Genomic DNA, 15,305 nt, shown 5'->3' on the forward strand with positions numbered 1-15,305 from the left:
AGTTTGCTAATTGGAGGGTTTCTTTATGTAAGAAAATATTATCCTGCACATTATCAGCGAATATTAAATAAAGTTTTTTTGTCAAAAACGAATATAGATTATGAAAATAAGCGTATAGAACGGATTTCGTACAATTATAGAACCAAAACTTTTGGGATTGATTTATCCCATTACCAAGAACGAAATGATATTGTTTGGGACAGTTTATATTTGGAGCGAGGAAATATCCCTTTGAAATTCGCTATCTTTCGAGCCACAATGGGAAATAATACACGAGATAAAAATTTTCATTATTTTTGGGAACAAGCAAGGAAACAGAAGTTAGTGCGAGGAGCTTACCATTTTTATCGTCCTGATGAAGATCCTGTTCAACAAGCAACCTCTTATTTGCAAACGATAACATTGGAAAAAGGGGATTTTTTACCCATTTTAGATATTGAAAAACTGCCAAAGAAGAAAAAAGTAAAGCAATATCTTCAAGATATTCAAGTTTGGTTGGATATTGTGGAAAAAAAATACGGCCGAAAACCTATAATTTACACCTACATTAGTTTTTATAATGACTATTTACATGATAAATTCAAAAACTATCCTCTTTGGATAGCCAATTACAATAATGTACTCACCCCGACACATATTCATAATTGGAAAATGTGGCAATTTACAGAAAATGGGATTACTCCGGGTTCTAAAGTGAAAATAGATTTGAATATCTACAACGGAAGCGAAGAACAGATGCAAGAACTTCTGATTCAGAAATAATGTTTTGATTGACGGTTCAATCACAGCGTTATTGTCTTCCAATTAATGAATCTATATCCCAGCAAAACTTATATTATTGATTATATAAGAATAGACTCTCTGTAAATAACTAAATTATTGATTTTTCAGAAAATAGTTCAGGTTGCGAAATAACAAGAGAACTTTTACCATAGGAGTTATCTTTTTGAACGAAAAAAAACATTATCTTTGCCAAATGGAAAATAATAGACAAAAGAAAATAGCAGGGATTATTCAAGAGGAGCTTGCCAAAGTGTTACAGCAGTCTATTCGAGATGCAGGGCAGCACAATTTAATTATATCGGTAACAAAAGTAAGTGTTACAGTTGATTTGTCGGTTGCCAAAGTTTATCTGAGTGTCTTTCCTGAGTCTAAAGCGGAGGATATCTTAAAAGGGACTATTTCAAATACATCTTTGATTAAGCACGAATTGTCGCAAATCACTAAAAACCAATTCCGACGTATGCCTGATTTGCTTTTCTATATAGACGATTCATTGCAATATATAGAAGGAATTGAAAAATCACTCAAAGGCGAAGAGAATCCCATTGAAAATCGTGAATTACTTTATAAACGTAAAAAATCATAGCCTTTGAAGGCAGTTTTTTACATAGCTAAACGCTACATGGTAGCAAAGAGTTCGCAAAATGTCATCAACATCATTAATCGTATTACGGCATTGGTGGTGGTACTTGGTGCGGTGTCTCTTTTCGTTGTTTTAGCAGGGTTTGCAGGATTGAAAAATTTTACACTTTCATTTTCTTCCATTTTTGATCCTGATCTAAAAATATTTCCCAAGACTGGAAAATACATCACTTTTTCTGATGAAGTAGCAAATAAATTATCAGACACTGATGAAGTTGCTTTTTTTAGTAGTATACTTGAAGAGCAAGTTTTTTTAAATCATAAACAGAAAAATCATATAGCCTATATCAAAGGAGTTGATGAACATTACCCGTTGGTGTGTGATGTTGATAGTATTTTGGTTTTAGGTAATTGGGAGATTCAAGCTCCTAATGTAGTAGTTGGAGCAACGATTTTTAACACCTTAGGATTAGGGTTTGTTGATACATCGTCGCCTTTGCAAATTGTAGTTCCAAAGTCGGGTAGAGGAAGTATTACCCAAGAGGTAAAGCCTTATCGAGAATCGTTTGTAGTCGTTGCAGGAGTTTATCAACTTACCGAAGAATTAGATAAAAAATATGTCTTTTCATCACTTTCCGAAGCTCAACAAATCCTAGGACTATCCTCTGACCAAGTTTCAGCTATTGAAATCCGCCTAGCGTCACATGTTTCTGAAAAAGAGGTGATTGAAAAAATTTACCAGATTTTTGGAGACACCGTAATCGTGAAAAATAGGATGCAACTCAATGATGCTCTTTATCGAATGTTAAACACAGAAAATATTGCTATTTATCTGATTTTTATATTAGTACTAATCATAGCATTATTCAATTTGGCGGGAGCTATTATCATGATGATTCTTGATAAAAGGAAGGATTTACATACACTGTATGCGTTAGGAATGAATGTTTCCCAAATGCGACAACTTTTCTTTTTGCAAGGAACGATGACTTCGGTTATCGGATCTTTTTTGGGAATAATTATTGGGATGTTGATTGTGTTTCTGCAACAGCAATTTCAGTTCGTTACTATTGGCGTTGGATTGCCTTATCCTGTTGAAATAGAGTGGATTAATGTGTTTTTGGTTTTCTTTACTATAGTAATTCTTGGGGTGTTAGCTTCGTGGATAGCTTCTTCAAGAGTACGATTACAACCTTAAAAAAAGGAGCAAATGAGTTGGTATGATTTTATAGGTTATGCGGCGTCACTTTTTGTAGTGGGTAGTTTTTTGATAAAAGATAATATCATCTACATACGCCTTACCAATTTGATAGGGTGTGTTCTTTTTGTGATTTATGGTGTCTTGATTAATAATATTCCTATTATTTTACCTAATGCGTTTTTGATGTTGGTACAAATATATTTTATTTTCTTGAAAAGAAAAGATAAGAAAAAACAATCCTGTGATAAATAAAAAAAGGTCGTCTAATTTTTTAGACGGCCTCTCTCTGTCTTAAAGTCTATGAAATAGATATTTATTCCTTAAATGTTCCTTTAAAGTTTGACTGATATTCTTGAAAGTCAGCTCTTGTTTTTATGTTTTTATAGTCGTTATTGGCAACTAATTTTAAGAATATTTCCAATTGAGTAGCAGGCATACCTCCTTGTACAGGCAAGATATACTCTCCGTTATCATCAAAAAATATCATTGTTGGGTAAGCATTCACTTGAAGGTAACCAGCAAAAGAGTGTTGGCTATTTCTTGTTTGAGCTTTCGAAGCATCGTATCCTTGATTTTCAAACTTTTGACCTTTGTAATTTACAACGTCATTTCCTTCAGCATTGAATTTAACAGCATAGAAGTTTTTGTTCATATACTCAACCAAGTCTTTGTTTTTAAACGTTGTTTTATCTAAATATTTACAGGGGCCACACCAATTTGTGTATACATCTACAAATATTTTTTTAGGATTTTTTTTCTGAGCTGCTAAAGCCTCGTCAAAACTCATCCAGTTAATTTCCTGAGCCGAAATAGTAGCCAATGTTCCCACCATTAGGGCAACTATTGCAAAAATTCTTTTTGTCATGATTGTTAAATATTAATTTTTATAGGTTTGAGGCATCAAAAATAATGCCAAAATTGAGTGTTTTTAATCGTTGATTTTTAATGTTTTACAAATTTATCCCGTATGCTTTTAATTTATTATACAAGGTTTTTCGAGTGATGTTCAGAAGTTTTGCTGCTTCTGTCTTGTTGTAATCAACTTCTTTCAAAGCGTTGATAATCAAATCTTTTTCATTATCTTTAGTTGAAAAAGAAATTTTTTGTATGGAAGGAACTCTTGATGAGTTTATGATACTTTCAGGCAAATCATTCTCGGTAATATAGCTGCCTTGAGCAAGTAATGTTGCTCGTTTGATAGCGTTTGACAATTCTCGTAAGTTTCCATGCCAAGAGTAAGAAAACATATGTTGAACGGCCATTTTTGTAAATCCTAATATGTTTTTATGTAATTTTTGATTTGCTAAATCCAAAAAATAAGACGCAAAAATCATCAAATCGTCTTTGCGTTCCTGTAATGAAGGTACTTTTATTGAAAATTCATTCAATCTATGATACAAATCTTCACGAAACTGTCCTTTTTCAACTGCTATAAGTAAATCTTCGTTGGTAGCCGCCAATACACGTATGTTTACATCAATTTCCTTAGAGCTCCCTATGGGTTTAATTTTCCGTTCTTGCAACGCTCTTAGCAATTGTATTTGATTTTCATAGCTTAGGTTGCCTACCTCATCTAAGAAAATTGTTCCTCCATTAGCCTCTTCAAAATGCCCTTTTTTATCTGAAATAGCTCCTGTAAATGAACCTTTTACATGTCCAAAAAACTCACTTGACGCAATTTCTTTGGGAATTGCTCCACAATCAACAGCGATGAAGGGTTTACTGGCACGTTCACTTTTCATGTGTATTGATTTAGCTACTACTTCCTTACCTGTGCCACTCTCTCCAGTAATCAAAACAGACATGTCAGTTGGAGCAACTAAACGGATAAAATCGTTTAATTTTTTAGATGCAACACTGATACCTTCTACAAAAAGTTTTTGCTTTATTCTTTCGGAAGGAAGAACATCTTTATTTTCTGGTTTTGAAGTATTTTTAATTTGGAAAGAAGCTGATTTTTTGGCGTTTGTAATTACATTAAGAACATCTTCACGTTGAAAGGGTTTCGAAATATAGTCAAAGGCTCCCAATTTCATTGCCTCAACAGCTGTCGAAACTTCGGCATAACTGGTCATTACAACCACAGGAATCTGTGGATATTTTTCTTTTACTTCTTTTAACAAAAGAATACCATCTCCGTCAGGAAGTCGCAAGTCGGTAAAAATCATACCCAACGAAGAGTCAAGCATTGTTAAAGCCTCTTCCAGCGTAGAACTTTCAACAATGTCATAGCCGTTTCTTTCTAAAAATCGAGACAGCATTTTTGAAAATGTAATGTCATCTTCTACTAAAAGTATCTTGTTCATTTACAGCGGTTTAAATTACACTATCTTTCTTCAAACCACAAAGTTACTATTTTTTGGTCAAAAAACGCTAAACAAAGGTCAAAAAAACGAAAAGGTTCCTTCTTTCGAAAGAACCCTCTCAACAATGCATATAAATACTACTACTAACTCCTGATTTAATTCTTGATTAAATTATCAAACTTGAAAAAGCTTTTTTCATAAATTTTTGTTTGTAACAAGTTCGATAAAATCAATGTTTTGAAAAAAGTAATCTAGATGTTTTTTGATGATACATCTATGTGTAATTTAATATTTATTCAATAATTTCCCAACTATTGGTTTTAATGATAATTTTTATCTAACAATGTTTCTTATAGCAATTTTAAGTAATTCGTTTTTTTCGTTTGTGAACTAATCTTGATAGCAATAAATTTAATATGCATAAACATCATCTCTCATGGTACTGTTCGTACTTTATATTCTTCATGTTTACGTTCATTATATAGAAAATACTGTGCCAAAAAGGAATGTAGTAAATCTTACTTTTGTAAATATCTAAAAATAAGTGTTTTATATTAAAGAGTGTAATTTTAACAATACACATAAGTGTGTAAAAAATGTAAAAGTGTAGCTTAAAAATGTGTATTTTTTACACAAATAAAATTTCATCTTCGTCTAACAGTTCTTCATTACGGAAGCGAAGTAGAATTTGAGCCACTGTTACGGTATCTTTTTGGCAATAGATAGCAATGCGGTCGATGTCTTTCTCTTTATAGAAAACTTCACGTACTTGGCTACCATCAATGTCATCTTTCGGGGATGGGATTCCCAAAATGTGAGTGAGTAGTTTCAAAGAGGTGAAATGTTTGTAGTCTCCAAACTTCCAAAGTTCGAGTGTATCTAAGTGTGGAACTTCCCAAGGCTTCTTACCAAATAGCTGTAATTTAGCTGGTATTGGTAATCTATTGATAATCATTCGTCTTAAGATGTACGGAAAGTCAAACTCCTTGCCGTTATGAGCACATAAAACGTGGTTAGGACGTGAAAAATGTGATTCAATTAGCTGAGCAAAATCTTTTAAAATGCATATTTCATCACCGATAAAAGAGGTTACGCGAAAGGTACGTTGCTGGTTCCGGAAGGAAAAGAATCCAACAGAAATACAAACAATTCTTCCAAATTCAGCCCAAATACCTGCACGGTCATAGAATTCCTCAGCACTGAATTCCTCTTTTCGAGAGTATTTCGTTTTTTCTTCCCATAGTTGTTGTGTCTCTTCGCTGAGTTCTTGGTAGCTTTCGAACAGAGGTACTGTCTCTATATCAAGAAATAAAATATCTTCTAATGGTATCTTATTGAGCATTTTGTAACATTTTATAGGCTTGATCAATGTATCCATAGATATCATCAGTAAAAGGATCTCCGAGTTTATCCTCTCCTTTTAGATGCCCCAGGCGTACGATTATGATTTTATCTTCGGGTTGCATGATTACATATTGTCCTAGATGTCCTCGCATCATAAAGAATTCTTTTCCATTTCGACTGAGTAACCACATTCCATAGCCATATTCTGGGCTTTCCGTAAATCTGGGTTGAATGGACTTCGCTACAAAAGAAGAATCAAGAAGTTGATTACCATTCCATTTGCCGTAATTCAGATAAAGTTTTCCCATACGTGCAAAATCACGAGCATTGGAAGCTATGCAGCAATAGGCTTTTTCTAAGCCTTTTTCCTCGCTATCAATTTGCCAAAAAGCATCATATTCACATCCTAAAGGTTGCCAAAAGGTTTCTGAAAGATAGTCAGTTAGTTTTTTTCCTGTTGCTTTTTCCAGAACCATTGCTAAAAGTTGTGTGTTTCCACTTTGGTAAACGTATTTTTGTCCTGGTTCTTCTACAATCTTAACTTTTTCTAAAATGATTTTGCGAAGATCTTTATCATAATAAGCCTGTGTGGTTACAGAAAAAGCGTTGTAATACGATTCATCCCAATTGGAGCCTGAAGCCATGGAACTCAAATCACCCACTGTGAGGTCAGCTGCTAATCCAGTTGAAAACTCTGGAAAAAAATCACCTACTCGCTGATTCAAACTTTTGATGTACCCTTGCATAATAGCTTTTCCAAGCATTGCTGAAACATAAGTTTTAGCCATTGAAAATGAGTTACTAAGAGTTTTATGGCTATTGTCGTCAAAATATTGTTCATGCCACACACTGTCATTTTTGATAATCATGAAAGCGGTGCTGTGATATTTATCATGTAAAGCATCTAACTCCTCTGTAGAAGCGACCTCGTTATAGTTTTTGTGAATATTCCAAGCCTGTGGTTTGCCACGCTGAATAGTACGGTTATCAAAATAAGTAAAATCCGACAGAAATGCCGTACGATGCCCACTACCATAAACCACACGAACAGCAGTGAAAACATAGCCATATCCCATAGCATAGAAGACTGTAATGGTAATGGCAATCAATAAAACAAGTGCAATTAAAAACTTTTTCATAATCTCAATGGTTGATGCTTCACAAAGGTACAAAAAAAATATGTACGAAGAGCATTTTGCATAAAGAATACTGATTTGTAGTTGAGGATGTTGTAATTTACCTAAAATACTCCCATACTTTTTTAGCACGATATCCAATCACAGCTTGTAAGTCCTCTAAAGAGGCTTCCTTAATTCGTTTTACCGATTTAAAATGTTTCAGTAAAGACTCTTTAGTCTTGTCGCCGATACCTTCAATATTATCCAATTCTGATACAATGGCTACTTTGCTACGCTTCTGTCGGTGAAATGTAATTCCAAATCGATGTGCCTCGTTGCGAAGTTGTTGGATTAGCTTTAAAGATTCAGATTTTTTGTCTAAATAGAGAGGAATGCTATCTTCAGGGAAATAAATCTCTTCCAAACGCTTAGCAATACCAATAATGGCTATCTTTCCCCGTAGATCTAAACTTTCTAACGATTTCAATGCTGATGACAATTGTCCTTTCCCTCCATCGATGATGATGAGTTGGGGCAGGGGTTCATTTTCTTCTAACAAACGTTTATAGCGACGATATACCACTTCTTCCATAGAAGCAAAATCATTTGGGCCTTCTACTGTTTTGATATTGAAATGGCGATAGTCTTTTTTGCTTGGTTTCCCATTTTTAAATACTACACAAGCTGCTACTGGGTTTGTTCCCTGAATGTTGGAATTGTCGAAACACTCTATGTGAATAGGAGGTTCCGATAGATGTAAATCTCGTTGTAATTGTGATAAAATTCGGTTCGTATGTCTTTCAGGATCAGCGATTTTAACTTGCTTAAAACGTTCTTGTCGGAAGTGTTTAGCATTGCGTAGAGACAGTTCCAACAACTGATGTTTTTCTCCTAATTTAGGAATAGTTAATTGCAAATTATTAGGTAGAGTTACTTCGAAAGGTGTGATAATTTCTTTGGAATTAGAGAAAAATCGCTCTCGGATATCCACAATGGCAAATTCCAGCAGTTCTCGGTCGGTTTCTTCCAATTTTTTCTTGATTTCGATGGTATGAGCTCTTACAATAGCACCATAGGCCACCTGTAGAAAGTTTACATAACCATATTCTTCATCCGAAACAATAGAAAAAACGTCTATATTGTTGATTTTTGAGCTTACAATAGTCGATTTAGCTTGATAGTTAGTCAAAATATCAATTTTTTCTTTGATTTGTTGAGCTTCCTCAAAACGTAAATCCGTCGCAAGTGATACCATTTCTTTTTTAAATCGTGCTAAGGCATCTTTGAAGTTTCCTTTTAAAATCTCGATAATTTCACTGATATTTTGCAGGTAATTTTCCTCTGATTGCAATCCTTCACAAGCTCCCTTACAATTCTTAATGTGATACTCTAAACACACTTTAAATTTCTGATTTTGAATATTTTGTTCTGATAAATCGTAGGAACAATTACGCAGAGGATAAAGTTCTTTAATAAGTTCTAATAGTGTTCGGACGGTTTTTATGCTAGTATAAGGTCCAAAATAAAGCGAACCATCCTTGATCATTTTGCGCGTTTGGAAAACACGAGGAAATCGCTCTTTTTTAACACATATCCACGGATAACTCTTATCGTCTTTGAGAAGAATGTTGTAGCGAGGTTGATATTTTTTTATGAGGTTATTCTCCAAAAGCAAGGCGTCGCTTTCGGTGGCTACGACAATGTGTTCAATGCGAACAATTTTTTTTACCAAAACCCGTGTTTTTCCTGATTCATGTTTTTTTTGAAAGTAAGAAGATACCCGTTTTTTGAGATTAATTGCTTTGCCAACGTAAATCAACGAGTCCGATTTGTCGTAAAATTGATAGACTCCTGGTTTGGATGGCAAGGTTTGTAGCGTAAGTTCAATGGACATGCATATTATCTTTTTGAAACTCTATATCATCATAGCCAATACTCAATTCTCTCTTAATCACTAGCAACTTGAAGACTCGTTATGGTTCACTACCCCAACGTTACCATTTTAATGGCAGCGATGGCAGCTTCTACTCCCTTATTACCGTGTTTTCCTCCACTTCGGTCTAAGGATTGTTGCATATTGTTATCAGTGAGTACACAGAAAATAACAGGTATGTTTTCGGAAACATTCAATTGTGCAATCCCTTGTGTAACTCCTTGACAAACAAAATCAAAATGTTTAGTTTCTCCTTGAATGACACAACCAATCGCGATGATAGCGTCTATCCTTTGGGTTTTAATCATCTTTTTACTTCCGTAGATAAGTTCAAAACTCCCCGGTACTTCCCAACACAAAATATTTTCTTCCAAAGCACCACAATCTTTAAGGGTGTCAATGGCTCCTTTTTTTAACCCAAAAGTTACTTGCTCATTCCATTCGGAAGTAACGATACCAAACCGATAGTTTGCTACATTGGGAATTTTCGTTTTGTCGTATTGTGATAAATTTTTGTTTTCTGTTGCCATAATGTATTGTATTTAAAAGACACACCCACCATTTGTTCTAAGAAAATGGCAGGTGTGGAATCATATAAATTTATAAACTATGAAGAAATTTTATCTTTTCTTATAGTGACGCTTAATTGCTTATTTTACCAATAAGAATGTCGATAGTACGAGCTTCTTCGGAAGTTGGGTACTCATCTTTGATTTGCTCGAAAAGTTTACCAGCCTCTTTATTGTCGTTCAACAACATAGCTGTTATTCCAGCTTTTTTCAAATACATCGGTTTAGTAAATTCGTTATCACTATGAGTATATGCTTTTTTATAGAAATTCAATGCTTCCTGATTGTTTTTCAACTGTGAATAGGCATCACCAATGTTCCCTAAGGCTAAAACTCCCATCACATCGTCAGGTGAATCGAATTTTTTTAAATGGTCAATAGCTTTTTGGTATTCACCTTTATGCATGTAAGCCATTCCAGCTCCATATTGCGACAAATTAGCAGCCTTTGTACCGCTATACTCTTGGATGATTTCTAAGAAGCCGTACTTCCCTTTACCTCCTTCCAACGAAAGTGTGAAAAGCGAATCTTTTGCACGATCGTCAGTAGCGTTTAATGCTTCATTGAAAAATTCATTCGCGAAAAAGAATTCGTTTGCTCCTTCTTTCTCTTTTGGAGCAGAAACAAATTGTTGATATAACAGGACTCCCAAACCTACCACAGCTACAGCGACTAACACTCCAAGGATGGTTTTTTGATTTTTTTGTACCCAAGCCTCTGTTTTTGAAGCTCCTGCATCAAGACTGTCAAAAACCTCAGCCGTAGTACTCTCTTGGTGAAGTTGCTCTTCCTCAAGTTCGTCTAACTCATCTATCTTCTTTTTTCTATTAGGTCTGTTGTTTCTTTTTTTATAAACTGCCATGTCTTTTTTGATTAAAAGTTTGGCAAAAATAAAACTTTTATTTGTATTTGAAAAATGGTTTGACAAAAAAATATAAAAAATAACGAATTAACAATTATTCGTTTTGGAGTAATAGTTCCATTGTTCTGGTTAATAGTTTGTAAATCAGTGTTTTTAGAATATATTTTTGTTAAGATAAAAATATATTTTACTTTTGTGGGATATTTTCCACAGAATTCTAAAATACATAGCGTTATGACATTAGGCGGTATGTAATTCAAATTATCTTTTATGAATAAATTTATCCGAATCACCGAATATCTTGTTTTTTTGTACCGACTTTCCTTGGTATTCTTGTTCTATTTTGTAGCTCGACTTCTGTTCATAGCATTTAATATTGACGTTATAGATGGATATAACTTTCTGACAGTGAGTAGGTTATTTGCGTATGGAATCCAATTCGACACTACAGCGATTCTTTATGTAAATTTATTGTTTATTCTATTGAGCATTTTTCCTCTGTGGGTAAACACTCGAAAGGGATACCAAAAAATGGTTTTTTGGGTGTATTTTATTCCAAATACTATAGCTTATGCGACTAATTTTGTGGATATGATTTATTATCCATTTAGTAAATCACGATTGACTACAGCTTCTTTTGCAGTGATTGAAAATGAACAAAATAAGACCGCTTTGTTTTTTACCTTTGTGGGGATGTATTGGTATGTTTTTATAATGTTTATCGCTCTGATTTTCTGTTGGATGTATTTTTACAAACGAATCAAAGTTCGTGAGAATACGATTCATCCATTACCATATGTTTTTGGTTCGTTGGTGGGGTTAGCGGGTATAGGTACGATGGTTCTGGCAGGGATTCGTGGAGGAACGCTCTCCCATTCGTCGCGTCCGATAAATATTGTTGATGCTAGTCGATATGTGTCGGTCTCAGCTCATGCGGATGTTATCCTAAACACGCCTTTCACACTTATCCGAACTATAGGAAAAAATAAGGGATTCAGAACCTATGATTTTGTATCAGAAGACTATATAGCGGAACATATCAAGCCTGTAAAGTTGTATTACCGAGAGGTAAAAAATAAACCTAATGTAGTTCTTTTTATTTTGGAAAGTTTTGGTCGAGAATATTGGGGATGTATGAACAAGGATAGAAATATCCCCGATTACAAGTCATACACTCCCTTTTTGGATTCTTTAGCACAGCATTCAATGGTTTTCGACAATGCGTATGCCAACGGTCGTCAGTCTATTCACGGAATGTCGTCTATCTATGGAGGAATACCGACCTTGCAAGTGGCATACACCTCATCGCCTTATGCTCAACAGCCTACACAATCACTGGTTTCAATCGCCAACGAATTAGGATACGACACCTCGTTTTTCCACTCAGCTCCCAACGGCTCAATGGGGTTTTTAGGGTTTTCCAACATACTTGGGTTTCAGCACTACTACGGCAAAACAGAGTATGGCAATGATGTTGATTTTGACGGAGTTTGGGGCATTTGGGATGAACCTTTTTTTCAATTTATGAATACTGTTCTTAGTCAAAAACAACAACCTTTTTTTGGGTCGATATTTACCGTTTCATCCCACCATCCTTTTAAAGTGCCTCAGCAGTACGAAGGTAAGTTCGATAAAGGAAATCTGGAAATTCACCAATGCGTTCAGTACACGGACCATGCGTTGAAGAAATTCTTTGAAAATGCTAAAAAACAATCTTGGTTTCAAAACACTATTTTCCTGTTTACGAATGACCATGGCAATCAAACGTATTACGACCTGTACAAACAACCTATTACTAAAATGGGTTCTCCAATAATGTTCTATAGTCCTAACGAAGAGTTTGTTACCATAGGAAAATCATCGGAAATTGCACAGCAAATCGACATCTATCCATCGTTGGTAGATCTAATGGGTTACAATAAGCCATTTCGTTCATGGGGGCGTAGTTTGTTTGCTGAAGCTAACGAAACACCACGAGCCTATATTTCTGATACACATGTCTATAGCTTGATGCAAGGTAGTTACATTTATGTAATGAATCAAGACGGAACGATGAACGGCATTTACGAACGTGAAGATGAAGGGTTGAAAAACAACTTGTTAGGAAAAGAAAATAATCCCGAAACAGAAAAAGGAATCCGTGATTTACAGGCTTTTATTCAAGATTATATGGATAGGGTAATTCACAAAAAGTTGGAAAATTAACTAAAAAAATCACTGTAAAAATTCCTTGTCTGCATTAAGTTTTCGTGATTGCCTGATAATATGATTTTTCCTCCGTCTAAAATACATATTTCATCGGCTACTTTTTGAAGAGAATGCAGTCGATGTGAGATAAAAATTATCATAGTTTCTTTTTTGATTTTTTGTCGGTCATTAGTTATTAGAATTACTTACTTTTCTTTTTATATATCTTTCGCTTTTGGCTCATCAAACAAAAATAGCTTCCCATTATTACGAATATAAAAAACTTTTCCACTTCGTCATAACTTATAAAATAAGCAGCAGCTAATAAAGAAACAAATCCGAATACACCAAAGGAAATTTTTTGTGCGTTTTGTTTTTCAAATGATATTGCAAACAAGGACAAGCAACCCATAGAAGCAAGTGCAAATGCTATCTTAGTTATAAATTCATACAAAAACTACAGAAATTAATACTATACACAGTAATAAATAGTTTAATAAACTTTTCATAGTAAAAAAATTGAGTCATACTTATATTATCAATCCAAAATAATACTAAAAACAAATACTATAACTTATTGATTAACAGGTGTATGTTTATGTTTTTTTCCAGATAACTACACTTTGTTTAAATCTAATTATCTCATTTTCGCTTTTTTTTTCGTTACAACATATAAAAATCAAATAGCTAATATAAAATCAATTAGCCCTGTCTTTTCTCTTCTTTTATAATTTTAAAAATCAGAGCAAAAATAATTACCAATGCGGGTACAAGAAAAACATCTCTTACTGTGGTTGTTTCCAAAATTCCGTTTGTTAGAACAATAAGAGATATTATTATAAGCAAACCTACCAATATTAAACCCAATTTCATATATTTCATAATACCACAATATGTTTATTAATAATATTTATCCAACATTAATCTGTGGAGCCTTTTCTATGGATACCATTTTATTTAAGTCTAATTGCTTTATTTCTTGTTGTTTTTATACATATTTATAAATATAGTACACAAAAGAGGGATTAATCCTAAAACTACAATAAAATTCAACCCTTTCCCCAAACCATTATTTGTTAAAATATTCACTAATAATATAATTAGAAAAAAAGCAGTAAGTATTATTATAGTTTTATTTTGAATATTCTTATTAATCAAAACACCCCGAATAAGCTGCTCCTGCAGTAATTGCCATTGCTGTAAAAAAAACCGCAGGAACAAGGAATCCACTTACAAAAGCAACCGCAGCCAGTCCCCCTCCTATTAAACAGGCTCTCTCGCTTGCTTTCCCTCCTTGAAGTTTTTCCATTTGATTTAATTCTAACTTTTTCATAACAGTAAAATTTTTAAAATAAATAATTCACTTAACGGCTCATATAGTTTTTCCGGATAACTACAGTGTAAATCTAAAAAAAAAGATATTACAATTCAAAGAAAAAAATAAACTTTAACATTATTTAACTCTAATAGTGTTTTTATCAAGTTTTATTGTTATAAAAATGGGTTAAATGTATTTGTTTTTAATTTTAATAGTTATTATTTTATGAATAATATAGCGTTTTAAAATATGAAATATATAATAAAATAGTTGTTATTTTGATAAAAATTCAATTTAAATAAAATCTGAATATAAATTACAAAATGAAGAGTGGGGGACTAAAAAAATCAATGAATTAGTTTTTTTGTAACAATTAAAACACAAAAACAAAATGATACAAACAAACGCTACATCAACTTCTATTTTTCAATTCTTTGGCTTTCAGGAAAATATTTGAATATAAAAGTAATCGCCGAACCTAAATACAAGATAGCTTTGTGTTTTCTGCTCAAAAAATCTACCATAAAGAAATTGACCAATATGAGTAGTAATAAAACTATTGAATTCAGTACTTAATTTCATGTATTTTTTAATGGTTCAACACTGATTTTTCAGTATTTTGACCACTTTTCATCGGCATTGGAGATTTGGCGTTAAGAAAATCAACGAATAGAGCGTGGAAATTTTCCATTGTTCGAAGCGACCGTAGGAAGCAAGTTTGGAAAATTTTAGCGACATGAGTCTGATTTTTAGACAAATATCCAAAGCCTTGATTTTTGGTTCTTTTCATCTAAGGAAATCCAACTAATTTTACAATATATTTATTATCAGTGTGTTACTTGTTTTTCAAAGTCTATGAGGTAACGATTTAGTAACGGAGCCAATTTCATTGATTTTATTTGTTTTGCGTTGTAACTCAACGATGCGAAGATACAAACTATTTATAAATTGACAAAATCATCTTACATCTATAATCAAATTAAAAAAGGCGTGTTTTTCGAAATGGAAAACACGCCTTTTTGGTCGTGTTTTAAAAAGTATGATGGTATAAAAATTTGACAATCAGGGAATAAAGTTGTATTTTTGTTGAATGCTAATAACA

Annotated in this window: 14 protein-coding genes; 5 read left to right on the forward strand and 9 right to left on the reverse strand. The window is 33.4% G+C overall.

The window, feature by feature from the left end; genetic code table 11:
- Nucleotides 1–78: 78 nt before the first annotated feature.
- The 4 genes from CCAND38_RS05655 (at nt 79) to CCAND38_RS05670 (ending at nt 2,818) form a co-directional block, all read left to right on the forward strand.
- Nucleotides 79–762 (forward strand): GH25 family lysozyme, encoded by a 684-nt coding sequence (locus CCAND38_RS05655; protein ID WP_369801111.1) that lies wholly within the window; start codon nt 79–81, stop codon nt 760–762.
- A 214-nt stretch (nt 763–976) separates the two neighbouring features.
- The gene (gene rbfA, locus CCAND38_RS05660) at nt 977–1,369 is read left to right on the forward strand and encodes a 30S ribosome-binding factor RbfA (protein ID WP_042008359.1); all 393 of its coding nucleotides are present in this window, start codon (nt 977–979) and stop codon (nt 1,367–1,369) included.
- Nucleotides 1,370–1,405: 36 nt separating this feature from the next.
- Entirely contained in the window at nt 1,406–2,563 is a 1,158-nt protein-coding gene (locus CCAND38_RS05665; RefSeq protein WP_042344285.1) for an ABC transporter permease, read from the forward strand.
- A gap of 12 nt (nt 2,564–2,575) precedes the next feature.
- Nucleotides 2,576–2,818: a uroporphyrinogen decarboxylase gene (locus CCAND38_RS05670; RefSeq protein ID WP_042344286.1), complete on the forward strand. Its 243-nt coding sequence runs from the start codon at nt 2,576–2,578 to the stop codon at nt 2,816–2,818.
- 61 nt (nt 2,819–2,879) lie between these two features.
- Here CCAND38_RS05670 and CCAND38_RS05675 read toward each other — a convergent pair whose 3' ends face one another.
- The 7 genes from CCAND38_RS05675 to CCAND38_RS05705 all read right to left on the reverse strand — a co-directional run bounded on the left by CCAND38_RS05675 (nt 2,880) and on the right by CCAND38_RS05705 (nt 10,698).
- Complete coding sequence (locus tag CCAND38_RS05675; RefSeq protein ID WP_042344287.1) at nt 2,880–3,431, reverse strand: thioredoxin family protein; 552 nt, start codon at nt 3,429–3,431, stop codon at nt 2,880–2,882.
- Between the two features lie 85 nt (nt 3,432–3,516).
- Nucleotides 3,517–4,872: a sigma-54-dependent transcriptional regulator gene (locus tag CCAND38_RS05680; protein WP_042344288.1), complete on the reverse strand. Its 1,356-nt coding sequence runs from the start codon at nt 4,870–4,872 to the stop codon at nt 3,517–3,519.
- 628 nt (nt 4,873–5,500) lie between these two features.
- A complete protein-coding gene (locus tag CCAND38_RS05685) occupies nt 5,501–6,214 on the reverse strand; it encodes a 3'-5' exonuclease (RefSeq protein WP_042008392.1) in 714 nt (237 codons plus the stop codon).
- On the reverse strand, nt 6,204–7,355 hold the full coding sequence (locus tag CCAND38_RS05690) for a serine hydrolase domain-containing protein (protein ID WP_042344289.1): 1,152 nt from the start codon (nt 7,353–7,355) through the stop codon (nt 6,204–6,206). The genes CCAND38_RS05685 and CCAND38_RS05690 overlap by 11 nt, the downstream gene beginning before the upstream one ends.
- A 97-nt stretch (nt 7,356–7,452) precedes the next feature.
- Nucleotides 7,453–9,228 (reverse strand): excinuclease ABC subunit UvrC, encoded by a 1,776-nt coding sequence (gene uvrC / locus CCAND38_RS05695; protein ID WP_042344291.1) that lies wholly within the window; start codon nt 9,226–9,228, stop codon nt 7,453–7,455.
- Between the two features lie 89 nt (nt 9,229–9,317).
- A complete protein-coding gene (gene ribH, locus CCAND38_RS05700; protein ID WP_042008373.1) occupies nt 9,318–9,797 on the reverse strand; it encodes a 6,7-dimethyl-8-ribityllumazine synthase in 480 nt (159 codons plus the stop codon).
- A gap of 112 nt (nt 9,798–9,909) precedes the next feature.
- Nucleotides 9,910–10,698 carry a tetratricopeptide repeat protein gene (locus CCAND38_RS05705; protein ID WP_042008376.1) on the reverse strand — a complete coding sequence of 263 codons (789 nt, stop codon included), beginning with the start codon at nt 10,696–10,698 and terminating at the stop codon, nt 9,910–9,912.
- Nucleotides 10,699–10,968: 270 nt separating this feature from the next.
- Here CCAND38_RS05705 and CCAND38_RS05710 point away from each other — a divergent pair, with 270 nt between their 5' ends.
- Entirely contained in the window at nt 10,969–12,903 is a 1,935-nt protein-coding gene (locus CCAND38_RS05710) for an LTA synthase family protein (RefSeq protein WP_231550001.1), read from the forward strand.
- Between the two features lie 1,132 nt (nt 12,904–14,035).
- Here CCAND38_RS05710 and CCAND38_RS05725 read toward each other — a convergent pair.
- Both CCAND38_RS05725 and CCAND38_RS05730 read right to left on the reverse strand, forming a co-directional pair.
- Entirely contained in the window at nt 14,036–14,218 is a 183-nt protein-coding gene (locus CCAND38_RS05725; protein ID WP_042344294.1) for a hypothetical protein, read from the reverse strand.
- A 574-nt stretch (nt 14,219–14,792) separates the two neighbouring features.
- Nucleotides 14,793–14,993 (reverse strand): hypothetical protein, encoded by a 201-nt coding sequence (locus CCAND38_RS05730; protein ID WP_042008384.1) that lies wholly within the window; start codon nt 14,991–14,993, stop codon nt 14,793–14,795.
- Nucleotides 14,994–15,305: the final 312 nt, after the last annotated feature.

It is taken from the genome of Capnocytophaga canis (genome assembly GCF_000827555.1).
Taxonomy (GTDB): Bacteria; Bacteroidota; Bacteroidia; order Flavobacteriales; family Flavobacteriaceae; genus Capnocytophaga; species Capnocytophaga canis.

Bases quoted from the DNA above. Each gene is read 5' to 3' on its own strand.
- rbfA (WP_042008359.1), top strand. From the start codon at position 977: ATGGAAAATAATAGACAAAAGAAAATAGCAGGGATTATTCAAGAGGAG.
- CCAND38_RS05665 (WP_042344285.1), top strand. From the start codon at position 1,406: ATGGTAGCAAAGAGTTCGCAAAATGTCATCAACATCATTAATCGTATT.
- CCAND38_RS05670 (WP_042344286.1), top strand. From the start codon at position 2,576: ATGAGTTGGTATGATTTTATAGGTTATGCGGCGTCACTTTTTGTAGTG.
- CCAND38_RS05675 (WP_042344287.1), bottom strand. From the start codon at position 3,431: ATGACAAAAAGAATTTTTGCAATAGTTGCCCTAATGGTGGGAACATTG.
- CCAND38_RS05680 (WP_042344288.1), bottom strand. From the start codon at position 4,872: ATGAACAAGATACTTTTAGTAGAAGATGACATTACATTTTCAAAAATG.
- CCAND38_RS05685 (WP_042008392.1), bottom strand. From the start codon at position 6,214: ATGCTCAATAAGATACCATTAGAAGATATTTTATTTCTTGATATAGAG.
- CCAND38_RS05690 (WP_042344289.1), bottom strand. From the start codon at position 7,355: ATGAAAAAGTTTTTAATTGCACTTGTTTTATTGATTGCCATTACCATT.
- uvrC (WP_042344291.1), bottom strand. From the start codon at position 9,228: ATGTCCATTGAACTTACGCTACAAACCTTGCCATCCAAACCAGGAGTC.
- ribH (WP_042008373.1), bottom strand. From the start codon at position 9,797: ATGGCAACAGAAAACAAAAATTTATCACAATACGACAAAACGAAAATT.
- CCAND38_RS05705 (WP_042008376.1), bottom strand. From the start codon at position 10,698: ATGGCAGTTTATAAAAAAAGAAACAACAGACCTAATAGAAAAAAGAAG.
- CCAND38_RS05710 (WP_231550001.1), top strand. From the start codon at position 10,969: ATGAATAAATTTATCCGAATCACCGAATATCTTGTTTTTTTGTACCGA.
- CCAND38_RS05725 (WP_042344294.1), bottom strand. From the start codon at position 14,218: ATGAAAAAGTTAGAATTAAATCAAATGGAAAAACTTCAAGGAGGGAAA.
- CCAND38_RS05730 (WP_042008384.1), bottom strand. From the start codon at position 14,993: ATGAAAAGAACCAAAAATCAAGGCTTTGGATATTTGTCTAAAAATCAG.